This is a genomic window from Mycobacterium sp. (assembly GCF_965229105.1).
Classification (GTDB): domain Bacteria; phylum Actinomycetota; class Actinomycetes; order Mycobacteriales; family Mycobacteriaceae; genus Mycobacterium.
In genome coordinates, this window is sequence record NZ_OZ245858.1 from 3474153 (window position 1) to 3497214 (window position 23062).

A 23062-nucleotide genomic window follows, 5' to 3' on the forward strand; every position below is an offset into this window, starting at 1 on the left:
GTGAACCTGACGCCCACCGAGATGGAACGCCTCATCGTGTTCAATGCCGCTGAGATGGCGCGGCGGAACCTCCGCGAAGCCATCCCGTTGAGCCACCCGGAGGTGGTGGCGTTGCTGGCCGACGAGGTGATGTTTGCCGCACGCAAGAACCTGGCCTACGACGAGATCGTCGACCGCGCCACGTCGCTGCTGACCGCGCAGGACTGCGAGCCGGGCGTGCCCGATATGGTCCGCATCGTGGCAGTGGACGCCCCGTTTCCGGAAGGCACCAAGCTGGTGACGCTGATCGATCCGATCACGCCGCACGAGAACGATATTCGCCCCGGTGAGATCATCGTCGGCGCCGCACCGGTCGAACTGTTCCCCGGTGTGAGCCGGGTCGCGCTGACCGTGGTCAACCGCGGCGACCGGGATATCCAGGTGCGCAGTCAGACGCATTTCTTCGAGACCAACTCGGCACTGGAGTTCGACCGGCGCGCTGCGTGGGGTCACAAACTGGACGTGGCCTCGGGTGCGGGCGTGCGGTTCGAACCCGGTATGCCCGTCGAGGTCACACTGGTACCCATCGCCGGTGACCGTGTCGCACAGGGGTTCTCGGGACTGGTCAACGGGTCGTTGGACGCCGACGGCGCCCTTGACGCGGCGCTGGCCGTGCAGAACGACGAAGTGAGCGCGCAATGACATCATTAGATCGGCAGTCCTACGCCCGTGCGTTCGGCCCCACCACCGGGGATCGGATCCGCCTTGCCGATTCCGACCTTTTCGTCGAGGTCGAGCGGGACTACCTGCTTCCCGGCTATGAGCTGCTTGCCGGGGCGGGCAAGTCCGTGCGGGACGGCGAAGGGTACCGACCCTCGTCGAAACCATCGGACGGCATCCTGGACTACGTGATCGTCAATGCCGTCATCATCGACGCGGTGGCCGGAATCATCAAGGCCGACATCGGGATCCGTGACGGCAGAATCGTGGGCATCGGCAAGGCGGGCAACCCCGACACCATGCCTGGGGTTACCCCGGGATTGGTTGTCGGTACCACGACGACTCCGATTCCCGCCGAAGGCATGATCGTGACAGCGGGAGCGATCGAGTCGCACGCGCACCTGATCTCACCGCAGCAGGTCGAGCACGGTCTGTCGACCGGCACGACGACCCTGATCGGCGGGTCGCTGGGTCCTGCGTTCGATATCGCCACCGGTGGCCCGCGCAACCTCGGAATCTCTCTCAAGGCCGGCGAATACACACCGATGAACTTCGTCGCATTCGGCCGCGGCTCATCTGATCCGGGCGCGGTGCGTGAGTCGGTGGCCGCGGGCGCGGGCGCAGTGAAGATTCACGAAGACCTGGGGGCCTCGCCGGCCGTCATCGATAACACCCTGCGGGCCGCCGATGCCGCCGATTTCGCGGTGCACCTGCACACCGATTCGATCAATGAATTCGGATTCTCCGAAACGACGATGTCGACCATCGGCAGTCGGACCATCCACATGTATCACGTCGAGGGTGCCGGCGGTGGGCACGCCCCCGACCTCATCCGCTGCGTCGGCTACGAGAACGTCATACCTGGTACCACGAACCCCACTAACCCCTACACCCTGGCCGGGCTGGACGAGGGGGTGCCGATGACGATGCTGGCGCATCTGATGAATTGGGAAGCGCCAGAGGATATTGCGTTCGCCGAAGCCAGGATCAGGCCACAGACGATGGTGGCCGAGGACTTCCTGCACGACAGCGGCGCCATCTCGATCTTCGGCAGTGACACCCAGGGCATGGGCCGGCTCGCGGAGAACATCACCAACTGCTGGCAACTGGCCGCGGTGATGAAACAACGCGTGGGGCGTCTGCCGGAGGAGACGACGGCCGCGGCCGATAACGAACGGGTCAAACGCTATATCGCCAAGCTCACCATCAACCCGGCGATCGCGATCGGCGCCGATGCGCATATCGGTTCCATTGAGGCGGGCAAGGTGGCCGATCTGGTGATCTGGGCACCCGCATTCTTCGGCGTCAAGCCAAAGATGGTGCTCAAGAATGGGTTCGTCGTCTGGGCCGCGCTCGGTGACGCTGCCGGATCCATCTCCTCCTCGGAGCCGCTGATCCAACGTCCCAACTGGGGGGCACTCGGTGACGCAGCCGCGGAACTGGGATTTGTGTTCATGTCGTCGCTGGCGATCGACGCGGGTGTGCCGGCGAAACTGGGGCTGCGTAAGAACGTCCTGCCGATCACGTCGGTGCGCGGTCTGCGCAAGAAGGACATGATCCGCAACGACGCCCTGCCGCATGTCGAGGTCGATCCGCGCACCTTCGACGTTCGCGCCGACGGCGTGCTGCTGACCGCGGAACCCGCTACGGTCGTTCCGTTTTCGCGGAAGTACATGCTGCGATGACGGCGGCCAGGATCGGTATCGGCGGCCCCGTCGGATCCGGTAAGACCGCACTGGTCGAAGCACTGCTGGTTGCCTTCGCCCGCTCGGGGCGCGTGGTTTCGGTGATCACCAACGACCTGGTGACCGCCGAAGACGCCGACCGGATCCGTCGGTCCGGCCTGATCGACCCGCGGCGGGTGAGGGCCGTGGAAGCGGGCGGTTGCCCGCACACCGTGATCCGGGAAGACCCGTCGCTGAACATGGCGGCCGCCGATGCACTGGAGATGGAATTCCCCGATACCGAGTTGATCCTGCTCGAATCCGGTGGGGACAACCTGGCGTCGACGTTCTCGCGAGACCTGGTGGACTACTGGCTGTTCGTCATCGATGTGGCCGGTGGGGACGATATCCCACGCAAACGCGGTCCCGGCGTGGTGCGGTGCGATCTTCTGGTGGTCAACAAAGTCGACCTGGCACCGTATGTCGGTGTCGACCTGGCCCTGATGCTCAAGGAAGCCGACGAGGTGCGCGGCGGCAGACCCGTCGTCGCGATCAGCGCCAGAGGCGGGGAAGGCATCGACACGGTGGTCGCCGTGCTCGAACGCGAAGTACTGTTCGGTTGACTATCGCCGACCGGATAGCCCTCGACGTCACCTTCGCTGCGGTCGGCGGACGCACCGTCCTGACCCGGCGCCGGTACCGCTGGCCGTTGCTGATCGGGCGGGTTTTTCCCGACCCGGCCGGGACCGCCCGACCTTTGACGGGGTCGGTCACCATCCAGAATGCCGCGGGCACAGTCATTCCCGGCGATGTGATCAGAGCCAGGATCGAGGTGGTCGACGGCGGGTCGGCGGTGGTCAGGGGACAGGGCGCCACCGTGGTCAGCGGGGTCCCCGGCGGGGCGGTGGCCCTCGAGGACACCCGGGTGCGGGTGCACGGCGATAGTCATCTGCGGCTCGACCCGGCCCCGCGGATCCTCACCAGCCACGCCCGCTACCGCCAGCACACCCAGCTCTGCGTGGAACCAGGTGGCCGGGCGATCCTCGTCGATGCGATGGTTGTGCACCCCGCGCTCACCGACGACGATTTCGGGAGCTATGAGTCCACCGTTGTGGTGAGTGCACCCGACGGATCGGTCCTCGCCCTTGATGCGCAGCTGATGACCGCACTCCCGCGGGTTCGACGTGCCCCCAAGGCTTTCGGGACCGTGTATGTCGTCGGGGTGGGACTCGACACGGCGATGACAGCGCTAACACCGGAGCTGGAGGCGCTTGCCGAGTTGGGCGGAGACAACCTTGCCTACGTCGCGGTGACCGACCTTCCGAACGAGGCGGGCTGGGCGGTCCGGCTGGCCGCATCGGACGGTGGGACGCTACGGGCCGTCACCGGCGCGGTGACTGCCCTGATCGAGGCTCACGTGACCCCCGATCACATCCGCGCGAAGCGCGCCATCGCGAAACAGTAGGCGCCGTAGGCAGCGATCCCGAACGCGGCGATGAGCAACAGGATCTTGCCGAAGGGTGCCTGCCCCAACGTTTTCACGGCCGCGTCGACGCCGGAGGCCTTCGCGGGGTCAGCGGTCAGAGTTGCCACGATGACCAGCAGGCCGGCGCCGACAAAGGTCGCGCCCTTGGCGATGTAGCCGGTCATCCCGAGCGGGGTGATGACCGAGCCGCCGGAGACCTTGAGGTCCTTGAGGAACTTCTTGGTCGCGCCCTTGTAGATGTGGTAACCGCCGACCGCGATCACACCCAGCCCGATGACGATGAGAAGGGCTTTGCCCCAACCGGATTGCATCAGCGTCGCCGACATCCCGGCGTTCTTCTGTCCGCTGGACTGTCCACCGCCGGTGGCAAATCTGATCGCAGACACTGCCAGTGCGCAGTAGGTGACGGCTAGGGCCGCCGACTTCACCCGCTTGAGTTGCTTCTTGGCACCCTCGTCGTCCTCGGATGACTCGTTGGGATGCGAGCCGACCACCGTCTCGGCCACCCGCCAGGCCGCAAGGGCGAACAGCCCGATCGCGGCGATCCACAAGGTGATCGCTCCACCGCCCTTGCTCGACAGGGTGGCCAGGGCTCCGGATTGGTCGGCGTTCCCGCCGACGCCGAAGGCCAGCAGGACGACGATATAGGCGATCAGCAGGTGCAGGACACCGCTGATCGCGTACCCCGCCCGGGCAGCGTTCTCGAACGCGCTGGTACTTGTTGCCTGGTCTACCGCACCGTGAACACGACTTTCGGCCATGTCAATTTCGGTACCCGGGAACGGGTATCCGCAAACGGGTTCTGCCTTATATGTCGCGCTTGCGTCGATAGAGCGTGCCGACGCCGAGGATGACCAGGCTGATCAACAGGATCGCGGTGGCAATGACGTTGATCTGCGGTGGCACCGCGGCCTTGACCGCGGCATTGACGAACAGCGGATAGGTCACCGTCGAGCCGCTGACGAAGTAGGTGATGATGAAATCGTCGAGCGAGAGCGCGAAGGACAACATGGCCGCGGCGACGATGCCGGGCACGATCAGCGGCAGCGTGACCTTGAAGAACGTTCGGCCGGGACCTGCCCCCAGATCCATCGACGCATCTTCGAGAGTCCAGTCGAAGCCACGGACGCGGGCACGCACCGTCATCGCGATGAAGCTGATCTCGAACGCCACATGGGCGATCAGGATGGTCCCGAAACCGGTGGGCCAGCCCAGGTCGAGGAACAGTGTCAGCAGCGACGCGCCCATCACCACCTCGGGGGCGGTCAGCGGTAGCACCAGGAACGTCTCGACGGTTTTGCTGCCCCGGAAGCGTTGCCGCACAAGCGCGATGGCGAGCAGTGTGCCCAGCACCAGTGCGATCAGGGTGGATAGTGCGGCCACCTCGAGGCTCATCTTCATGGCCTGGGTCAGCGCCGGATATTTGAACGGGTGCGCCCAGTTGTCCAGCGTGAAGCCCTGCCAGGTGTAGTTGAACTTGCCTGCGGGGTGGTTGAACGAGAACAGCACGATCACGAAGATGGGCAGGAAGATGTAGGCCATCACCAGCCCGGCGATGACCCGCAGCGCGATATCGCCGAACTTGCCACCGAGGAAGCTACGTCCGGTCTTGCGCTTCTTGGTGTCCATCGCATCGAGGATTGCAGTGCCCTCTTGCAGCGTCATACCAGGTCCTCCGTGCCCAAGGCCCGGGTATAGGACAGCACGCCGGCCAGGATCAGCGCCATCAACAGAAAGCTCAGCGCTGCCGCACCCGGATAGTCCTTGACCACCAGGAACTGCTTCTGAATGACGTTGCCGATCATGGTGGTCTGGGTGCTGCCCAGGTAGTCGGCGTTGATGAAGTCACCCATCGCGGGGATGAAAACCAGCAGGCTGCCTGCCAGTACGCCGGGCAGTGATAGCGGCAGGATCACCCTGCGGAACGCACGGGCGGTGGAGGAGTACAGGTCCTTGGAGGCTTCCAACAACCGCGGGTCGATCTTCTCCAGGCTGACATAGAGCGGCAGGATCATGAACGTCATCGAGTTGTAGATCAGCCCGCCGATGACGGCCCAGCTGGTGGACAGTAACCGCCCGTCGCTGGGCAGCAGTCCGATGGCATCGAGGGTCTGCACGACGAAGCCGTCGTCGGCGAGGATCGTTTTCCAGGCCAGCGTGCGGATCAGGAAGGTCACGAAGAACGGCAGGATGACCAGGCCGAGCAGCAGGTTTTTGTAGCGGCCCGATTTGAACGCGATGACGTAGGCCAACGGATACGAAATCAACAGCGAGACAACGGTTGCGGTGAAGGCGTAGCCCAGCGAGCGCAGGATCTGATCCTGGTATGCCGAGAACGCATGGGCGTAGTTACTGAAGTCCCAGGCGAACGTCAAGGTCGGCATGTAGATCGACCCGCCGGATGTCGACAGCGACGTCCGGAACAGCGACCAGAACGGCACCACGAAGAAGATCGCCAAATAGGCGAGTGCCGGCAGGATCATCAAATACGGAGCGATCTTGCTCCGCTGCCTGCTGCTGCTGGCTACACCTGCCATCTCAGCTGCCGGTGACGGCGGCGTACGCGGTGTTGAACGCCTGGGTCTGCTCGTCGGTGAGCGCGGCCCATGACTTCATCTTGTCCAACGTCGACTGCGGCGGGACGATCAGCGGATTCTTCGACAGTTTGGGATCGATCTTGTCGAGTTCCTCGGTCATATCCGAGAGCACCGGCACGTACTGCACGAAGGCGACCAGCTTGGCGTAGTTGGCCCGGTCGTAGACGTAGTTGATCCACTCCTCGGCGGCCTTCTGGTTCTGCGTGGTGTACGGGATCACCTGGGTGTCGATGAAGTTGGTGCCACCGGATTCGGGAACGATGAACTCCAGATCGGGGTTATCGGCCTGCAGCTGCACGACGTCGCCCGAATATGCCTGGGCGATAGCGATATTGCCCGCAGCCAGGTCGTCGGCGTAGTCGTTGCCGGTGAAGCGCCTGATCTGTCCCTTGTCCTTCTGCTCCTTGACCAGGTCGACCGCCTTCTGCACGGTCTGCTCGGTCGGGTCCTCCAGTGAGCTGCCTTGGGACAGCATGATCATGCCGAGGCCGTCCTGCATGTCGGAGAGCAGGCTGACCTTGCCCTTGAACGCGGGGTCCCACAGGTCGTCGATCTTGGTGATCGCGCGACCGGTGGCCGCCTTGTTGTAGGCCAGGCCGGTCAGGCCCGTCATGTACGGCGCGGAGAATTTGCGACCCGGGTCGATACTCGAATTGAGTAGGTCCTCACGAAGATTGGTGAAGTTCTTCACCCGGTCATGGCTGATCTGGTTGAGCCAGCCGAGGCCGTTGAGGCGGGCGGCCATGAACTGGGTCGGCACCACCAGGTCGGCGCCGATGTCCTGCTTACGTGACAGCGGTTCCTTGTTCTTGGCGAACCATTCCTCGTTGTCGTTGAAGTCTTCCTTGTAGTCGACAGTCAGGCCGGACGCCGTCTGGAAGGCGGCGACGAAACCGTCGGCCATGTACAGCGGCCAGTTCGAGACTCGCAGTGTGCCGGTGGCCGGCGAACCGTCATCGGGTGCCGCGCTGGCGCTGCTACCGCCACCGGAGCTGCTGTTGGAACCGCAGGCGGCGAGGAAGGACGGGCCGAGGACGAGCGCCGCCGCCGCGGCCGCACCGCCGCCGAGGAACCGGCGCCGGGACGCGCGGTTGGCACCGAGACGGGCCATCAGTGCGGGATCGAAATTGTTCGAGGGGGCCATGGCGGCAATGCCTTTCGTAGGTCCGTATCGGAGGTCAGGAGCGGGCCGGAGGTGGGGCAGGTTAGGAGTCGTCGAGCATGTCTTCGAGGTCTTCAGTGGTCGGGATGTCGGCGGCCGGGAGTACCAGAGACGCCTCAGGGGCCCAGCCCACATAGACCTGATCACCCGGGCGCAGCATCGGCAGGTCCTGCTCGGCGCCGATGTGGGCCAGGATCGGCGATCCGTCAGCCGCTGCGAGCTGCAGGCGAATGACGGGGCCCTGGAACGTGAGATCGCTGACCGTGGCGGGCACCGAGACGACTTCCCCGGTTGGCGCGTCCATCGTGACCCTGACCCGCTCGGGGCGCACCATCAGCGTGGCCTGACCCCCGCTCTCGATCGTGGTGTCACCGGGTCGGGCCTGCAGCTTTGACCCGAGCACCTCGACCTCCACGAAATCGCGGTTGGCCCGCCCGGTCTGCTTACCGAGCCAGAGGTTGGCCTGGCCGATGAAGCTCGCGACGAACACTGTCGACGGGCGGTCGTAGATCTCGGTGGGGGAGCCGATCTGTTCGACGTTGCCGGCGTTCATGACCGCGATCCGGTCACTCATCGTCAGCGCCTCCTCCTGATCGTGAGTCACGTAGACGAACGTGATGCCGACCTCGCGCTGGATGCGCTTGAGTTCGAACTGCATGACGTGGCGCAGCTTGAGGTCCAGGGCGCCAAGCGGTTCGTCGAGCAACAGTGCGCTCGGGTAGTTGACCAATGCCCTGGCCAGTGCGACACGCTGCTGCTGCCCGCCCGAGAGCTGGCCCGGCTTGCGTTGGGCGAAATCGGTCAGCCGGACGACATCGAGCAGTTCATCGACGCGACGCTTGACCTCGGCCTTGCTGTGTTTGAGGCTGCGCGGCCCGTAGGCGACGTTGTCCCACACCGACATGTGCGGGAACAGTGCGTAGTGCTGGAACACGGTATTGACGTTGCGCTTATGCGGTGGGACCCGGGAGACGTCCTCGCCTTCGAGGCGGATCGCCCCCTCGGTCGGTGTCTCGAATCCCGCGATCATCCGCAGAGTCGTGGTCTTACCGCATCCGGACGGACCCAGCATCGAGAAGAACTCGCCCGACGCGATCGAGAAGTCGGCGTCGGATACCGCGACGTAATCGGTAAAACGCTTGGTGACGTGATCGATCTCGATGACCGGTGCGCCCGGTTCGCGGGTCGTACCGTCCTGTCCCTTTTTCTGGTCTGTGGCATCAGTGCCGGTCTTCGTCAGGACAGATCCTCCTCGTGCTTCGTTGGTCGAACCCTGGCAGGGTTCTAACCGCCGTGAGTAAAACAATCACCCATCGGAAGGGCCGCCGCAACCGATTCCGTCACGAATGTTCATTTTTGCGATGGATTCCCTCGGCTGCCGCCGGTTGGGCGTGCGACATTGATCTGTGGAGGTTCATTTTGCCGTGCCGGCCGCTCGGACAGCGTTACGCGGCCAATGTGTGTGCGTTGGCGCAGTTGCTGACGAGGGTTGCAGGCGGTCGAGCAGAAGCCGAAGCGGCGGCCAGGTAGAGCGCCCGCGGCGGGTGACGGCGTAGGCGGTCATCACCACCTCAGGCTCGGCTAGCGGAAGTACCGTCACTCCGGCGCGCGGTGGTCGGCCGGCAGGCAGCAGACCCACGCCGTAGCCCGCCTCGATCAGGTCCTCGACAAGGTCGAGACTGTCGATCTGATGCCAGATCCGAGGGGTGAATCCCGCGAGCGCAGCCAAGGTGCGAACGGCGTCCTCATCGGCGGTGTTACGGGAATTGACGATCCAGCGACGGTCCGCATAGTCGGCGAGGTCGGCGGACCCGTCGGGCTGGGCCGAATCCCCGTCTGGGACGCCGAGCCCCCAGCATGTCGACCACAGCGGTACGGCCTCGAGCACGGCGTCGGGCGAGGCGGGTGCGAGGTTGTAGTCGTAGGTCATCGCGAGGTCGAGGGTGTCATCGGCCAACAGCGCGAACGCCTCGACAGGTTCGTATTCGCTGATGACCACTTCGACGTTGGGGTGAGAAGCGGCGAGTTCGGTCAGCACGGGCATCAGCGACACCCGGATGCCGGTGGCGAAACCACCCACCCGCACGGTGCCTGCCGGCTCAGCCGCCGGATCGAGATCCAGTCGCGCGGCATCGACGGCGGCCAGGATCGTCACCGCATGCTCGGCCAGTCGGAGACCGGCGGGGGTGAGTCGGACGCGACGCCCGTCTGGTTCGATCAGTCGGGAGTTGGTTTCCTTGGCCAGTGCCGCGATCTGCTGGGACACCGTCGAGGTGGTCAAGTGATGTGCATCGGCGACTTCACGCATCGAACCCAGCCGCGACAACGCCAGCAGTAGGCGCAGTCTGCGGGTGTCCACGAGGTCATTGTCGGCCATCTTTGTCTGCCAACGTCCGCGATTGGTGAACAATTCGGCAGCGCTGAGGGCCGATCGTTGTACGGTTGGCCCGTGAATCTGGAGCCACTGTCCACAAACATCGAAGTCGCCGTCGTGACAACCAACCTGGATGCCATGGTGGCGTTCTACGGAGACTTCCTCGGCCTGGAATGTCAAGGTGATCTGGAGTTCCCCGGTGGCTCGCAGCGCCGATATGCCTTCGGCGGCAACGTGATCAAACTGGTGACCTACGACCCGCCGCCGCCGGAGCCGGTCGCGGCAGGCGGTGGCAGGGCGCAGGCAGGCATCCGGTACTTCACGTTCGGCGTGAAAAACCTCAACGGACTGGCCGAGAAGATCGCCGCGTCTCCCTACGAGTTCGCCGAACCGCTGACCGAGTTTGCCCCGGTGCCGGGCATGGGGTGGCTGTTCGTCACCGATCCCGACGGGAACTGGATCGAATTCTTCGGCACACTCTGAGCCGACTCACCCCAAAAAGGAGGGACACCCCGTGCCGGGGGTGTCCCTCCTTTGGGCCGATGCAGGTAGTTGTGGACGCTGGTGCCGGTCTGGACTGGTCAACAGGAAGGTCAGCGCTTTAATTCCGCTGGCGCTATCCGTCCGTAGGCTGGGAGAGGTGAGCATTGCACCGGCGACCGGCGCTCTTTTGAGCGACCAGTTCGCCCGCGAATTTCCGGAGCTGGCCCTCCGGTGGCAGGCTGAGGCCGCACCGGACCCGCGGCTGCTCATCCTCAACGAACCGCTGGCCGTCGAACTCGGTCTCAACCCCGACTGGCTGCGCAGCCCCGATGGGGTGGCACTGCTGGTCGGTGCCGCCGTCCCGACCGAGGCGACGCCGGTGGCGCAGGGGTATGCCGGGCACCAGTTCGGCGGTTTCGTTCCGCGGCTGGGCGACGGGCGCGCCCTGCTGCTCGGTGAGCTCACCGACGCCGCTGGGCGCCCCCGCGATCTGCATCTCAAGGGTTCCGGACGGACACCGTTCGCCCGTGGCGGCGACGGCCTGGCTGTCATCGGCCCGATGCTGCGTGAGTACGTGATCAGCTCGGCGATGGACAGTCTCGGTATCCCGACCACCCGATCGCTGGCCGTCATCGCGACCGGACGAGAGGTGTGGCGGGAGACGCAATTACCGGGGGCGCTGCTGGCCAGGGTCGCCAGCAGTCACCTGCGGGTGGGGAGTTTTCAGTACGCGGCGCAGATTTCCCAGGCCAACGGTGACAACGGTCTGCTGCGCCGCCTCGCCGACCACGCGATCGCGCGACACTATCCCGGCGCAGCGCAGGCCGAAAACCCTTATCTGGCACTGTTCGACGCGGTGATCACCGCCCAGGCGTCGCTGGTGGCGAACTGGATGCTGGTCGGCTTCATCCACGGCGTGATGAACACCGACAACATGACGATCTCGGGCGAGACCATCGACTACGGACCGTGTGCGTTCCTGGATGCCTACGACCCGAAGACAGTCTTCAGCTCGATCGACACCGGCGGACGCTACGCATATGGCAACCAACCCGCTGTGGCGCAATGGAACCTGGCGCGGTTCGCGGAAGCCCTGCTGCCGTTGTTGGCCGAGGACACCGATCGCGCCGTCGAACTCGCCACGGCGTCACTTGCCACGTTCCCCGCCCAGTACTACGACACGTGGACGAATGGGATGCGGGCGAAACTCGGGTTGCCTCCCGGCCTGGTCGGCGATGACGACGCGGCGGGTCAACAATTGATCGATGAACTGCTCGCACAGCTGCAGCAGAGTCGGGTCGACTACACCTCGTTCTTCCGGGCGCTGGCACAGGCGGCCCGCGGTGACGCCGAACCTGCGCGCGGACTGTTCCTCGATCTTGTCGCCTTCGATGACTGGGCCGGTCGCTGGCACGCCCTTCGCCCGGACGCCGACCTGATGGACCGGGTGAATCCGGTCTACATCCCACGGAACTACCTCGTCGAGGAAGCGCTGGCCGCCGCGACCGCCGGTGACCTTGCACCTGTCGAGCAATTGGTGGCCGTGCTGGCAGCGCCGTATGACGAACGTCCTGGCCTTGAGCGCTACGCCACGCCGCCACCCGAGGACTTCATCGACTACCAAACCTTCTGCGGTACCTGATCGTTCATCTTTCCTGAACGTTATGCTCACGAATAACACGTGGACATGAACGGTGGCGGGTGCGTTCAATGCAGGTATGACGAACACTCCGGCCCGGGCAGGCGCGCTTCTGGCGCTGGGCTCGATGCTGTGTGTGCAGGTCGGGCTGGCCATCTCGGTGTCGCTGATCGACCGCATCGGCGCCGAGGGTGCGGCCTGGCTGCGGCTGGCCTGGGCAGGCATCATCGTTCTTGTCGTCGTCCGGCCACGGCCCAGTCTGTTCACCCGTCGCGCGTTCGCCTTCTGTGTCGCTCTCGGAGTGGTGACTGCGGCGATCACCCTGCTGTTCATGGCCGCCGTGAGCCGCATTCCGCTCGGCACTGCCAGCGCTCTGGAATTCCTCGGTCCGCTCGGCGTTGCGGTGGCGGTAGGCCGGGGGAGAGCCAGGCTGATGTGGCCGGCGCTCGCCGCCCTCGGTGTGCTGCTGTTGACGCAGCCCTGGGCCGGGGCGATTGACCCGATCGGTGTGCTGTTCGCACTGATGTCGGCCGTCTGCTGGGCCGCCTACATTCTGTTGACCCAACGTGTCGGCGACGACGTTGCCGGCATCAACGGGCTGGCTGTGTCGATGCCGGTGGCAGGTCTGGTCGCGACGATCGCGGTCGGCCCGTCGGTCTTCGACCGCATCACGCCCGAGCTGATCGTCGTCGGCATCGGGCTGGCGGTATTGCTGCCGGTCATCCCGTTCACTCTGGAATTTCTGGCGTTGCGCAAACTCGACGCCGCCGCGTTCGGGACCCTGATGAGTCTGGAACCGGCCTTCGCCATGCTGATCGGCCTGGTCATCCTGCATCAGGTGCCGGGGCCGCTGGCGGTCGTCGGTATCGCCTTCGTGGTGGCGGCCGGTATCGGTGCCGCACGGTCGGGAGCACGAACAGCGCCGGTGCCTGCCGAGGTCTGTTCCTGAGTTACCGGCATGCGATGATGCGCCGATGACCGATCGCCCAGCGCATTTCCTGCCGAAAGACGGCCACTTTCTTCCCCAGAAGTACGCCAACAGCCACTGGGGTGAGGACCATCTGAATGGTCCGGCGATTGTGGGGCTGGCGGCGAGCACGCTGGAGCTGCAGTATGGGGCGCCGGACTTCATGCCTGCCCGGCTGACAGTCGACCTGTTCAAGGCGGCCCGCAATCAGCCGACTTCAGTGCGTACCAGATTGATTCGCGACGGCCGGCGGGTGCGCAATGTCGAGTGTGATGTCGTGCAGGGCAGTGGCAGTGGCAGTGGCGGGACCGAGGTGACGGTGGCGCGGGCCATCCTCGTCCTGTACCGGCGCTCGGCGGCGCCGCCGGGGGAGCAGTGGACTCCCGCAGCCGATTTCACGTTTCCGCCGGGCGTGCATACCTCTTCTGACGACTCGGTGCTGCCCCATACCGGCAGTGACGCCGTCGGGTGGACCAGGCAGGTGGGTGATCACCAGAATGGCTCGCGCACCAGGTTTCTCGACCGGGGTATCGATGTTGTTGCAGGACAACCTAATACGCCTTTTGTCAAAGCGGCCATGGTGGCGGAGTCGACCAGCCTGGTGACCAACCTTGGCACGCACGGTATCGGCTATATCAACGGCGATCTGACGGTCGCGCTGTCCCGGCTGCCTGTGGACGAGTGGATCGCTGTCCAAGCCGATTCCCATTGGGCCGCAGACGGTATCGCGGTGGGAACGGCCACCCTGTTCGACCGGTCCGGCCCATTTGGTACCGGCGTGGTCACCGCTGTTGCCAATCCAGCGGCCCAGATCGATTTCGCCACCACCGCCTTCCAAGACCTGCGAATCTGATCTGGTTGGATCAATCAAGGGAGCCATGCCATGCGACCCACCGGGATCGTCGCCAACCTGTCCGTGCCCGATCTGGGGCCAGCCCGTGAGTTCTACATGGATTACCTCGGGCTCAGCAACGAACCATTCAATCTCGGCTGGGTGGCCAATCTGCAGTCGCAGGACGGCCGCGCCGCCGTGCAACTGGTCACCCGTGACGAGACCTCACCGGTCGATTCGGTGATCTCGGTCCACGTCGGCGACGACGTTGAGGCTGCGTACGAAGAAGCGCAGCAGCGGGGTTTCGATATCGTGTATCCCCTCACCACGGAGCCGTGGGGCGTGCGCCGCTTCTTCGTCCGCGCGCCTGATGGCAACGTCATCAACATCGTCAGCCACGTCGACACGTAGTTCTGTTTTCGTGCCATCGACGGACCAATCATGTCAGTGGGCCGGGCTAGAGTCGCACGTATGTTCGATGGATCGCTTGCGGAGCCTGCGGCGTTGTCTGCGGTCTCTGATGGTGAGCTGATCGGGGCGATCCAGGGGTGGGCGCGGGCCTCGGCGGCGGCGGATGCGCGCCGGTTGGCGGCGATCGCCGAGCTCGCCTTACGGCGGTGCGGGGATGTCGATGACGAGCGGCACTGGTGGGTGTGTGATCCGACGGCGTCAGCGGCGGCCGAAGTAGCGGCGGCATTGAATATCGGTCACGGCCGGGGGGTGGGGCAGCTCAGGCTCGCGGTGCTGTTGCGTGATCAGCTCCCGAAGATCAATGCCCTGTTTATGGCGGGGTCGATCGACTACCGGATGGTGAACACGCTGCGGTGGCGCACCCTGCTCGTCGAGGACGATGCGGTACTGGCCGCCCTGGATGCTGCGCTGGCCGGCAGTGTGACCGGTTGGGGCCCGCTCTCGGATGTGAAGCTGGAACAGAAGATCGACGCGATCATCGAGGTTGTTGATCCTGAGGCGGTGCGCCGGTTGCAGACCGCGGCGCGCAGCCGCGATATCACCTTCGGTGATCCCAATGACGCCACCGGCACTACCTCTTTTTGGGGGCGGCTGCTCGCTACTGATGCCGCGATCGTCAAACAACGCCTCGATGTGATGGCCCACGGTGTGTGCAAAGACGATCCGCGCACACTGCGGCAACGACTCGCCGACGCCCTGGGGGCGTTAGGTGCGGGCTCGGATCATTTGGCGTGCCGGTGTGGTGCCCCGAGTTGTCCGGCGGCCGGCGATGACCGGCGGGCCACCAATGTGTTGGTCCATATCGTCGCTGACCCCACGGTCCTTGATGCTGTGCCCGATCCCGGCATGCACGGTGAGGGATCCACGGCCACCACACCCGCGACCCCACCCGAACCCACACCTGAACCAGCCGCGGCTGGTACTGCTGACGCGTCTGAGCCCGTCGCTGAACCCGAGCCCGCACCCCCAACCGCCCCTGTCGCTGAGCCGGTGCGGGTGCGTCGCCCTGGTCCGGGGATCATCTTGGGTGGGGCGATCGTGCCGGCCCCGCTGCTGGCGGAATTGATCCGCGACGGCGCCACCGTCCGGTATGTCAGCACTCCGGGACCTGATGCCGAATCGCATTACCGGCCGTCGGCGAAACTGGCTGAGTTCGTCTGGATGCGCGATATGACCTGTCGCCACCCGGGCTGTGATCGGCCCGCTGATCTCTCCGATATCGACCACACCCTGCCCTGGCCGCACGGTGCTACCCACCCCAGTGATCTGAAGTGTTACTGCCGGATTCATCATTTGCTCAAAACGCACTGGTCCGGTGATGGTGGCTGGTCAGACCGGCAGTTTCCCGATGGCAGGGTGGAAGTGATGACCCCGTCGGGGAGAACCTTCACCACCAAACCCGGCTCCGCACTGCTGTTCCCGGGCTGGGATATCACCACCACCGAAGCCCCACCGACCGGGTACCCACCGAAACCACCCGATCACAGCGGGCTGGGCGTGCCGAAACGAAAACGCACCCGCGCCCAAGACCACGCGTACCGCATCACAGCCGAACGCGAACGCAACGCCGCCATCATCGCCGCAACCCGAGCCCGGGCCGCGAAGGCCAAAGCCCAACGCGCCCAACGCAACACATCTGACGCGCGAAACGAACCACACACCTGGAAACCCGCCCCACCCATCACAGCCAACAACAACGACCCACCACCGTTCTGAGGGTCAGCCCCACTCGTGGTTCATCGCGCGCGAAGCCACGGTCGCCTCGGCCGATTCGACTTCCCGACGACGAGTGTGCGACAAGGCGATCAGCACCAGCGCCAGCGCGGCGGTGATGGCACCGATGATGAAGATGGTGACGAAGGCGCTCTCGGCGGGCTCGCCCGTTGGTCCGGTCGAGCGCTGCAACAGAACGGCGACCAGTGCGGCAGCCACGGAACTGCCGATGGTGCGGGCGATGGCGTTGACGCCGGTGGCAACGCCGGTCTCGCCGGGGTCGGCTTCACTGACGATCAGGGCTGGCAGGGCGCTATAGGCCAGGCTGATGTAGGCGTTGGCGGCGAGGCCGGCGACGATCACCTGCCATGGCTGTGAATGGGCGATCGCCAGGAAAGCGAAGCCGACGATGCCGGACGCGGCACCGCAGACCAGGACCGGGCGCGCCCCGAACTTGTCGATGAACCGACCGCTGGCAGTAGCTGTAACGAAACCCATCAACGCGCCGGGCAACAGAAAGACCACGCTGGCGTGCAAAACGCTTGCGCTGAAACCATATCCGGCGATATCGCGCGGGATCTGGACGAACTCGGTGAGCCCAAGGAACCCGAAGTACAGCCCCATGCCGACCAGCACCGTCGCCAAGTTGGTCAGGAGCATTGCCCGGCGGGTCAACGTCGTGGTCGATACCAAGGGATAGGTAATGCGTCGTTCCCAGAACCACCAGCCGACCAGCACCGCGAAACCCGCCACCGTAGAGCCGATGGTCGCCGGCGACAACCAGCCCCACGTGTTGCCCTGGGTGATGGTCAACAGAAGTGCCGTCAGTCCCAGGGCAAGACCAGCTGCGCCCAGCCAGTCGATGGTCCCGGTCGACGTCCGATCCCTCGACGGAACCAAAAGCAGCACAACGAGTATGACGAAAACGGTGAAACCGGTGGTCAGCCAGAACACCCGGTGGTAACCGGCGTCACCGTCCATCATCAAACCGGTCACCACCAGTCCGGCTCCGCCGCCGACGCCGAGAGTTCCCGACAGGATGGCCAGCGCGCCCACCACGCGTTCCTCGGGCAGCTCCTCGCGCAGGATCGCCACACAGATCGGATACAGCGAATACGACACCCCCTGCAGCACCCGGCCCAGGATCAGCAGTGCCAGGGATGTCGTCGTTGCCGCCAGGATGGAACCGATCAGCACGACCGCCAGCACCCCGAGCAGCACTCGGCGTTTGTTGTGCAGATCGGCCATTCTGCCGATCAGAGGAGTGGCAGCGGCGGCGGCGAGCAGATTGGCCGTCACGGCCCAGCTCACCCCGACCGTGCTGGCGTTGAGCTGGTGGGCGATGACGCCAAGGACCGGGACCACTGCGGTCTGCAGGACCGCGACGGTTAGGGCGACGACGCTCAGCGCGGCGATCAGGAGTCGGGGCCGGGCATCTCGCACTCTTTGATTATGTCGGCTATCTATACAAGTAACGCAGCCAGGCGGTCCAACGGCAGAGCGGGGGAGCGATGACCGTCGCGGCCGACCATGTCGGCGTTGACGACCAGCGCGTTGAGTACAGCTTCTTCGACGGATTGGGCGACAGCCTGATAGAAATCGTCCATCCGTCCCCAAGGGATGAAGGTCAATGACGAGAACTCGTCATCGCGAACCGGCCCGGACGGGAAGCTGCTGGCCAGGCCTGCGGCCTCAGCCGTGGAAAAGGCCAGAAAGATGTCCCCGGAGAAATGGCTTCCGGTGGTGCCGGTACGAGCCAGCCCCAGCGGGACGCGGCGGGCGAGTGCCTTGCATTGGCCTGGGAGCAGGGGAGCGTCGGTAGCGATCACGACGATCACCGAACCAGCTCCTGGCGGCGCCTTGCGCCCCATATCGATATCGAACCAGTCGCTGTCCATTGGGTTATCGTCGGCGAGAGCGGAGCCTAGGTGCCTGCCGGCGATCGTGAGTTCGGCGCGCGAACCAAAGTTGGCCTGGACGAAGGCCGCCACGGTGAACGTGCGCGATCCGTAGGGAACCTGGCGGGAGGCGGTGCCGTTGCCGCCCTTGAACTCGTAGCAGTTCATCCCGGTGCCACCGCCGACGGAACCTTCGGCGACGGGGCCAGACGTGGCTGCGTCCAATGCGGCTTCGACGTGCTCGGGGCGGACATGCCCGCCGTTGATGTCGTTGAGGTAGCCGTCCCAGGTCTCTGCGCAGACCGGTAGCAGCCATTGGCGAGCCAGGAGCGGAGCGACCCGGTTGATCCAGCTGATAGTTCCCGTATGACAGGCGCCGATGGCATGGGTGTTGGACACCACGATCGGAAGATTCAGCACACCAGCTTCTTCGATCCAGGTGGTACCCGTCATCTCCCCATTGCCGTTGAGGGAGTACCAGCCTGCGGCGCACGGCGCGCCCACCCCGGCACGGCCACGCGGCAGAATCGCGGTGACCCCGGTGCGGACGGTGTCCCCAGCGATCAGCGTCGTCACACCCACTTCGACACCGGGCACATCGGTGATCGCGTTAAGGGGACCGGGTTCGCCAGGTAGGTCGATACCGGCCGGGGCGAGAAGGCCGCGGGCCCGCGGATGACCGTCGGGGGTATGGGTGGCAGGTGAGCTCATGGTGCAAGCAGATTAAACCGAATGGTCTCAATCTTCAGCGGCGTCTGCCGGGGGCGTGGAGTCGCATCCCCAATGGCCCTGCCGGGCACGTAAGTTGATGCGGTGGTCAACGAAGATCGACCGGTCGCCGTCGTGACCGGCGCAAGCCGCGGCGCAGGCCGCGGTATCGCTGTGGCTCTGGGGGCGGCGGGCTGGCGGGTTTACCTGACCGGCCGGACGATCGAGGACACCGATACTGCACAACTGGTGAGCAAGGCGGGCGGAGACGGCATCGCAGTCCCGGTCGACCACCGCGATGATCCCTCAGTGGCCGAGCTGTTCAGCCGCGTCGCGGGCGACTGTGGCGGGCTGGATCTGCTGGTGAACAACGCCGCGGCCGTCCACGATGATCTGACGGGCCGAAATCCGTTTTGGCAGAGGCCTCTTGAACTTGTCGATATCCTCGACGTCGGACTGAGATCGGCATATGTGGCGTCCTGGCATGCCGCACCGCTGATGGTCGGTCGCGAACGCGGGCTGATCGTCTTCACATCATCGCCGGGATCGGTCTGCTATATGCACGGACCCGCCTACGGAGCGCAGAAGGCTGGCTTGGACAAGCTTGCCGCGGATATGGCCGTCGATTTCCGGGGGACTTCCGTGATTCCCGTGTCTATCTGGATGGGCATCCTGTGGACGGAGAAGCTTCGTAGTGCTTTCGCCGGGCAGCCCGAAGCGAGTGACGAGATGGAAAAGCAGGCGGAAACCCCGGCCTTCACCGGACGTCTGATCAACGCGCTGTACCGTGACTCCGCGCTGGCTGAACTTGCCGGGCACACCGTGATCGGCGCCGAGTTGGCCCAGCGCTACGGCATCACCGAGGACGATGGGCGGCAGCCTCCGTCGCACCGAGACTGGTTGGGTTCACCACGGCCACCCAGCTCGATGATCGTGCGCTAGGTGAAAACAGGTAGCGGATATCGTCGTGACCATTTACCAGGATCGCTAACAAAGGCATTGCCTTGCCAGCAGATTTGAGAAGTATCGCCGTAACTGGCCAGTATGTCCGCACGTGGTGGCGAGGATCGGTCGACTACGGCGCACACGTGCAGTACTTCGCCAAGCGGACAATGTCCGAGGCGGTCAAGATGGCTATCGGCCTGGGCACCGGGCTGAACGCAGTCGTCTGCTTGCTGATCCTGCTTCCGGTCGCAGGTACGCTAGCCTCGCGCATCGCCGTGGCAATGTTCGCCGTCCTGCAGTTTTTCTGGTCCTGGGTGTGGTGCTGGCGCCCGTGGCCGTCGCGGCGGATGTCGTTGGCATTTGTCATCTCCGCCGATATCGGGATCACTGCAGTGGCGTTGCTGGATGCGACTTGGCTGCTCGGCCTGTTCGCCTTCAATGCTCTGATGATGATCTCGGTGTTCCTGATGTTCTTCGACGGCCCGAGAGTCCTTGCCGGACATGTGTTGTGGATCCTATTGTCGACGACGGCATTTGCCATTCGGGTCGGCAGCGGGGGACCCTTGGACGAGCTGGCCTTCACCGGCAAGACACTCGCGACGGTGGCGTTGATGGTTGCGATACCCCTGGGAATCCAATTCGGGATCTGGGCGATGCGTAACGAAGCCATCGAGTCAGTCATCGATCCATTGACCGGATTGCTGAACAGGCGTGGTCTGCATCTGCACGTCGGCGATCTGCTGCGCGTAATTACCGCCACCGATACCGAGGTCGCCGTCATGGTCGTCGACCTGGACCACTTCAAAGAGATCAATGACACTTTCGGCCATCCGATCGGTGACGAGGTGCTGATTCGCAGCGCTCGACGTATCACCTCGGCGGTTCGGGGCAGTGCTCTGGTGGCCCGGGTGGGCGGTGAGGAATTCGTGATCGTCGACCTGGCGGGACCTGGCGAGGCGGAGCGGAGCGCTGACCGTGTCCGCAATGCGATAGCAGCTCCGGCCGATCGAGCCATCACCGCCAGCGTCGGCGTCACCAGCTTCGCCATTGCCAGTTTCGCCGCTGCCGGAAACGATCTGTTACCGCTTCTGGACACGATTATCGAGCGCGCTGACCACGCGATGTTCGACGCGAAACGCAACGGCGGTAACGCGACGGTCCACATCGCCCTCGACGACAGGAACACTGGGCGAATGGATGCCGACAATGAGTCGTGAGGTGGCCGCCACCCCGAGCGCACTTGATGCGCCCGCATTCACCGGTCGCCGGCCGACCCACGCCGGTGACCTCGCGGTCGAAACCCACGGCATCGCGCCCATCGGAGCGCACCAGCGGTACGGACGACCGGGGCGGTTGTTCACGGTGTGGTTCGCCCCGCAGGTCACCATGACCGGAGTGTTCACCGGCACCCTTGCCGTCGCGCTGGGGTTGGGTTTCTGGCTTGGCATGCTGGCCATGGTGATCGGCACGGTGCTGGGCTCGCTGGCTGTGGCGTACCTGTCGACCTGGGGGCCGAGGACAGGGTCGGGTCAGCTGCCGATCTCGCGGATGGCGTTCGGCGGCGGTGTCGTCGTACCCGCTGCCCTGCAATGGTTGTCGTCGATCGCCTGGGACGGATTGGTGGGCCTCTTCGGCGGCGAGGCCCTGTCGGTCCTGCTCGGGATCCCGTTCTGGGCGGCGGTACTGATCGTCCTCATCCTGCAGGGCGCGGTAGGTTTCTTCGGTTACGAGCTCATCCACCGGGTCCAGGCCGTCCTGACGGTGGTGCTGTTGACGACGTTCGTGGTGTTCGCCATCAAACTGATTGCCGGCCACCAGGTGATCACCCCGGCGACCGTTGCGGGCCCCGATCTGGTGGGTGCCTTTGTCATGGAGGTCACCATCGCTCTGAGCTTGGCGATCTCCTGGGCCAGTTATGCCGCTGATTTCAGTCGTTATCTGCCTGCCGACTCGTCTCGGGTCCGCGTGTTCGGCTTCAGTTTCGGCGGAATTGTGTTGGCCTACATCTTCGTTCAAGGTATCGGCATCGCCGGTGCGGGCCTACTGTCCGATCAGACGGCGGCCGGGGTGCACTCGGTGATGGGTGACGGTGTCCTCGGCACCGTCGCGCTGCTGGCCATCACGCTGGCCGCCATCGGCTCCAGCGCGATGAACGATTACAGCGGCTCGCTGGCACTGCAGACCGTCGGTGTGCGGGTGCGACGACCGATGTCCGCGGTGATCGTGACGGTGCTGGCATTTCTGCTCATCTTGTGGCTGCACGCCGATGACACCGCAGCGCGTTTCGAAAGTGTGCTGCTGCTGGTCGGTTACTGGATCCCCGCCTTTGTTGCGGTGATCGTCATCGACTGGATGTTGCGGGCGCGTGGGCGCGGCAGCATCAATCCTGCCGAGGAGGCGACGCTGCGGCCCGACGCCATCGCTGCAATCGTCGCCTTCGTGCTCGCGTATGCCGCCGCGATCCCGTTCATGAACACCACGCTGTTCCAGGGCCCGATCGCTGTCGCGTGGCATGGCGCCGATGTGGCCTACTTCGTGAATTTTGCGGTCGCGGCGGTGCTGTACGGCAGTTATCGACTCATCCGGCGCCGAGGGGCATCTCAGCCCATCGTGTAGCCGCCGTCGACCGGCACGTCGATACCGTTGATCATGCTGGCCGCATCGGAGGCCAGCCAGAGCACGGTATCTGCCACCTCATGCGGCTCGGCGAAGCGGCCCAACGGAATTCGGGCGATCATTGGTGCGGACTTTTCCTCCGCGCTCCATACCGAGCGGCCGAGGTCGGTCATCACCACGGTCGGACACACCGAGTTCGCCCGAATCCCGTACTGCCCGAGCTCGCGGGCGAGCACCTTGGTCGCCATCGACAGGCCGGCCTTGGAGGTGCAGTAGGCGTAATGATCAGGCAACGGTTGCAGACCCGCTGCCGAGACCACCGATACGATCGCCCCGCCGTTGCCCGCCTCGACCATCGCTGCGGCCACCGCCGCCGCCAACAGCGCAGGGGCACGCAGGTTGATGGTCAACGTGAGATCGAATCTCTTCGGATCCAGCGCCAGCACAGGCTCATTCAGCGCGACTCCGGCGTTGTTGACCAGGATGTCCAGGCCGCCAAAGGCATTCAACGCCTGCGCGGCGAGTTGCGCTGGGGCGTCGGCCTCGGCGAGGTCGGCGATGACGGTGCTGATCTCGCTGCCGTAGTCGGCGCGCAGCGTGGCCGCGACGGTTTCCAACTCGTCCTTATCCCGGTCGCTGAGCACCAGCCTGGCGCCTGCTGCGGCGAAGGTCAGGGCGAGCTCGGCTCCGATTCCCCGTGCGGCACCGGTGATGAGCGCACGCTTACCGTCGACGCGAATCGATCCGATATCTCTGTGCGTGGTCGGGGTTGTCACAATAAACCTTCACTTTTGTTCGGGCCGAACAC

General features: G+C 64.8%; 22 protein-coding genes. 13 read left to right on the forward strand and 9 right to left on the reverse strand.

Features of this window, described 5'->3' with window-relative positions; all coding sequences use genetic code 11:
• Genes ureB through ADBZ9O_RS16270 form a run of 4 tightly spaced genes read left to right on the forward strand, consistent with a single transcriptional unit; the run spans nt 1 to nt 3828 of the window.
• Entirely contained in the window at nt 1-681 is a 681-nt protein-coding gene (gene ureB / locus ADBZ9O_RS16255) for an urease subunit beta (protein ID WP_526523570.1), read from the forward strand.
• Complete coding sequence (gene ureC / locus ADBZ9O_RS16260) at nt 678-2384, forward strand: urease subunit alpha (protein ID WP_526523572.1); 1707 nt, start codon at nt 678-680, stop codon at nt 2382-2384. Before ureB ends, ureC begins: the two co-directional genes overlap by 4 nt.
• A complete protein-coding gene (ureG, locus tag ADBZ9O_RS16265; RefSeq protein WP_526523574.1) occupies nt 2381-2986 on the forward strand; it encodes an urease accessory protein UreG in 606 nt (201 codons plus the stop codon). Before ureC ends, ureG begins: the two co-directional genes overlap by 4 nt.
• Complete coding sequence (locus tag ADBZ9O_RS16270; protein ID WP_526523576.1) at nt 2983-3828, forward strand: urease accessory protein UreD; 846 nt, start codon at nt 2983-2985, stop codon at nt 3826-3828. The genes ureG and ADBZ9O_RS16270 overlap by 4 nt, the downstream gene beginning before the upstream one ends.
• Here the strand turns inward: ADBZ9O_RS16270 and ADBZ9O_RS16275 are convergent.
• The 6 genes from ADBZ9O_RS16275 to ADBZ9O_RS16300 form a co-directional block, all read right to left on the reverse strand.
• The gene (locus ADBZ9O_RS16275; RefSeq protein ID WP_526523578.1) at nt 3792-4610 is read right to left on the reverse strand and encodes a DUF1206 domain-containing protein; all 819 of its coding nucleotides are present in this window, start codon (nt 4608-4610) and stop codon (nt 3792-3794) included. The genes ADBZ9O_RS16270 and ADBZ9O_RS16275 overlap by 37 nt on opposite strands.
• Nucleotides 4611-4656: 46 nt before the next feature.
• Nucleotides 4657-5514, reverse strand: coding sequence for an ABC transporter permease (locus ADBZ9O_RS16280; RefSeq protein ID WP_526523580.1), 858 nt, complete (start codon nt 5512-5514; stop codon nt 4657-4659).
• A complete protein-coding gene (locus tag ADBZ9O_RS16285) occupies nt 5511-6386 on the reverse strand; it encodes an ABC transporter permease (RefSeq protein WP_526523582.1) in 876 nt (291 codons plus the stop codon). Before ADBZ9O_RS16285 ends, ADBZ9O_RS16280 begins: the two co-directional genes overlap by 4 nt.
• Before the next feature lies 1 nt (nt 6387).
• Nucleotides 6388-7590, reverse strand: coding sequence for a polyamine ABC transporter substrate-binding protein (locus ADBZ9O_RS16290; RefSeq protein WP_526523584.1), 1203 nt, complete (start codon nt 7588-7590; stop codon nt 6388-6390).
• Between the two features lie 61 nt (nt 7591-7651).
• Nucleotides 7652-8770, reverse strand: a complete 1119-nt coding sequence (locus tag ADBZ9O_RS16295) for an ABC transporter ATP-binding protein (protein WP_526533210.1) — start codon at nt 8768-8770, stop codon at nt 7652-7654.
• A gap of 252 nt (nt 8771-9022) precedes the next feature.
• A complete protein-coding gene (locus ADBZ9O_RS16300) occupies nt 9023-9967 on the reverse strand; it encodes a LysR family transcriptional regulator (protein ID WP_526533212.1) in 945 nt (314 codons plus the stop codon).
• 90 nt (nt 9968-10057) lie between these two features.
• Here ADBZ9O_RS16300 and ADBZ9O_RS16305 point away from each other — a divergent pair, with 90 nt between their 5' ends.
• From ADBZ9O_RS16305 to ADBZ9O_RS16330, 6 genes are all read left to right on the forward strand, one after another.
• The gene (locus ADBZ9O_RS16305) at nt 10058-10465 is read left to right on the forward strand and encodes a VOC family protein (RefSeq protein WP_526523586.1); all 408 of its coding nucleotides are present in this window, start codon (nt 10058-10060) and stop codon (nt 10463-10465) included.
• A 157-nt stretch (nt 10466-10622) separates the two neighbouring features.
• Entirely contained in the window at nt 10623-12107 is a 1485-nt protein-coding gene (locus ADBZ9O_RS16310; protein ID WP_526523588.1) for a protein adenylyltransferase SelO, read from the forward strand.
• A 76-nt stretch (nt 12108-12183) separates the two neighbouring features.
• The gene (locus tag ADBZ9O_RS16315; RefSeq protein WP_526523590.1) at nt 12184-13053 is read left to right on the forward strand and encodes an EamA family transporter; all 870 of its coding nucleotides are present in this window, start codon (nt 12184-12186) and stop codon (nt 13051-13053) included.
• Between the two features lie 25 nt (nt 13054-13078).
• The gene (locus ADBZ9O_RS16320) at nt 13079-13924 is read left to right on the forward strand and encodes an acyl-CoA thioesterase domain-containing protein (protein ID WP_526523592.1); all 846 of its coding nucleotides are present in this window, start codon (nt 13079-13081) and stop codon (nt 13922-13924) included.
• Between the two features lie 30 nt (nt 13925-13954).
• Nucleotides 13955-14314 (forward strand): VOC family protein, encoded by a 360-nt coding sequence (locus ADBZ9O_RS16325; RefSeq protein WP_526523594.1) that lies wholly within the window; start codon nt 13955-13957, stop codon nt 14312-14314.
• A gap of 60 nt (nt 14315-14374) precedes the next feature.
• Nucleotides 14375-16090, forward strand: a complete 1716-nt coding sequence (locus tag ADBZ9O_RS16330; protein ID WP_526523596.1) for an HNH endonuclease signature motif containing protein — start codon at nt 14375-14377, stop codon at nt 16088-16090.
• A 3-nt stretch (nt 16091-16093) separates the two neighbouring features.
• Here the strand turns inward: ADBZ9O_RS16330 and ADBZ9O_RS16335 are convergent, their stop codons facing one another.
• Nucleotides 16094-17530 (reverse strand): MFS transporter, encoded by a 1437-nt coding sequence (locus ADBZ9O_RS16335; RefSeq protein WP_526523598.1) that lies wholly within the window; start codon nt 17528-17530, stop codon nt 16094-16096.
• A 20-nt stretch (nt 17531-17550) separates the two neighbouring features.
• Nucleotides 17551-18696: a DmpA family aminopeptidase gene (locus ADBZ9O_RS16340; protein ID WP_526523600.1), complete on the reverse strand. Its 1146-nt coding sequence runs from the start codon at nt 18694-18696 to the stop codon at nt 17551-17553.
• 102 nt (nt 18697-18798) lie between these two features.
• On the opposite strand from ADBZ9O_RS16340, the gene ADBZ9O_RS16345 reads away from it, so the two are divergent.
• From ADBZ9O_RS16345 to ADBZ9O_RS16355, 3 genes are all read left to right on the forward strand, one after another.
• Nucleotides 18799-19635, forward strand: a complete 837-nt coding sequence (locus ADBZ9O_RS16345; protein WP_526523602.1) for an SDR family NAD(P)-dependent oxidoreductase — start codon at nt 18799-18801, stop codon at nt 19633-19635.
• A 62-nt stretch (nt 19636-19697) separates the two neighbouring features.
• A complete protein-coding gene (locus ADBZ9O_RS16350; protein WP_526523604.1) occupies nt 19698-20855 on the forward strand; it encodes a GGDEF domain-containing protein in 1158 nt (385 codons plus the stop codon).
• Nucleotides 20836-22254, forward strand: coding sequence for a purine-cytosine permease family protein (locus ADBZ9O_RS16355; RefSeq protein ID WP_526523606.1), 1419 nt, complete (start codon nt 20836-20838; stop codon nt 22252-22254). Before ADBZ9O_RS16350 ends, ADBZ9O_RS16355 begins: the two co-directional genes overlap by 20 nt.
• On the opposite strand, the gene ADBZ9O_RS16360 is transcribed toward ADBZ9O_RS16355, so the two are convergent.
• Entirely contained in the window at nt 22239-23030 is a 792-nt protein-coding gene (locus tag ADBZ9O_RS16360) for an SDR family NAD(P)-dependent oxidoreductase (RefSeq protein ID WP_526523607.1), read from the reverse strand. The genes ADBZ9O_RS16355 and ADBZ9O_RS16360 overlap by 16 nt on opposite strands.
• Between the last annotated feature and the right edge of the window lie 32 nt (nt 23031-23062).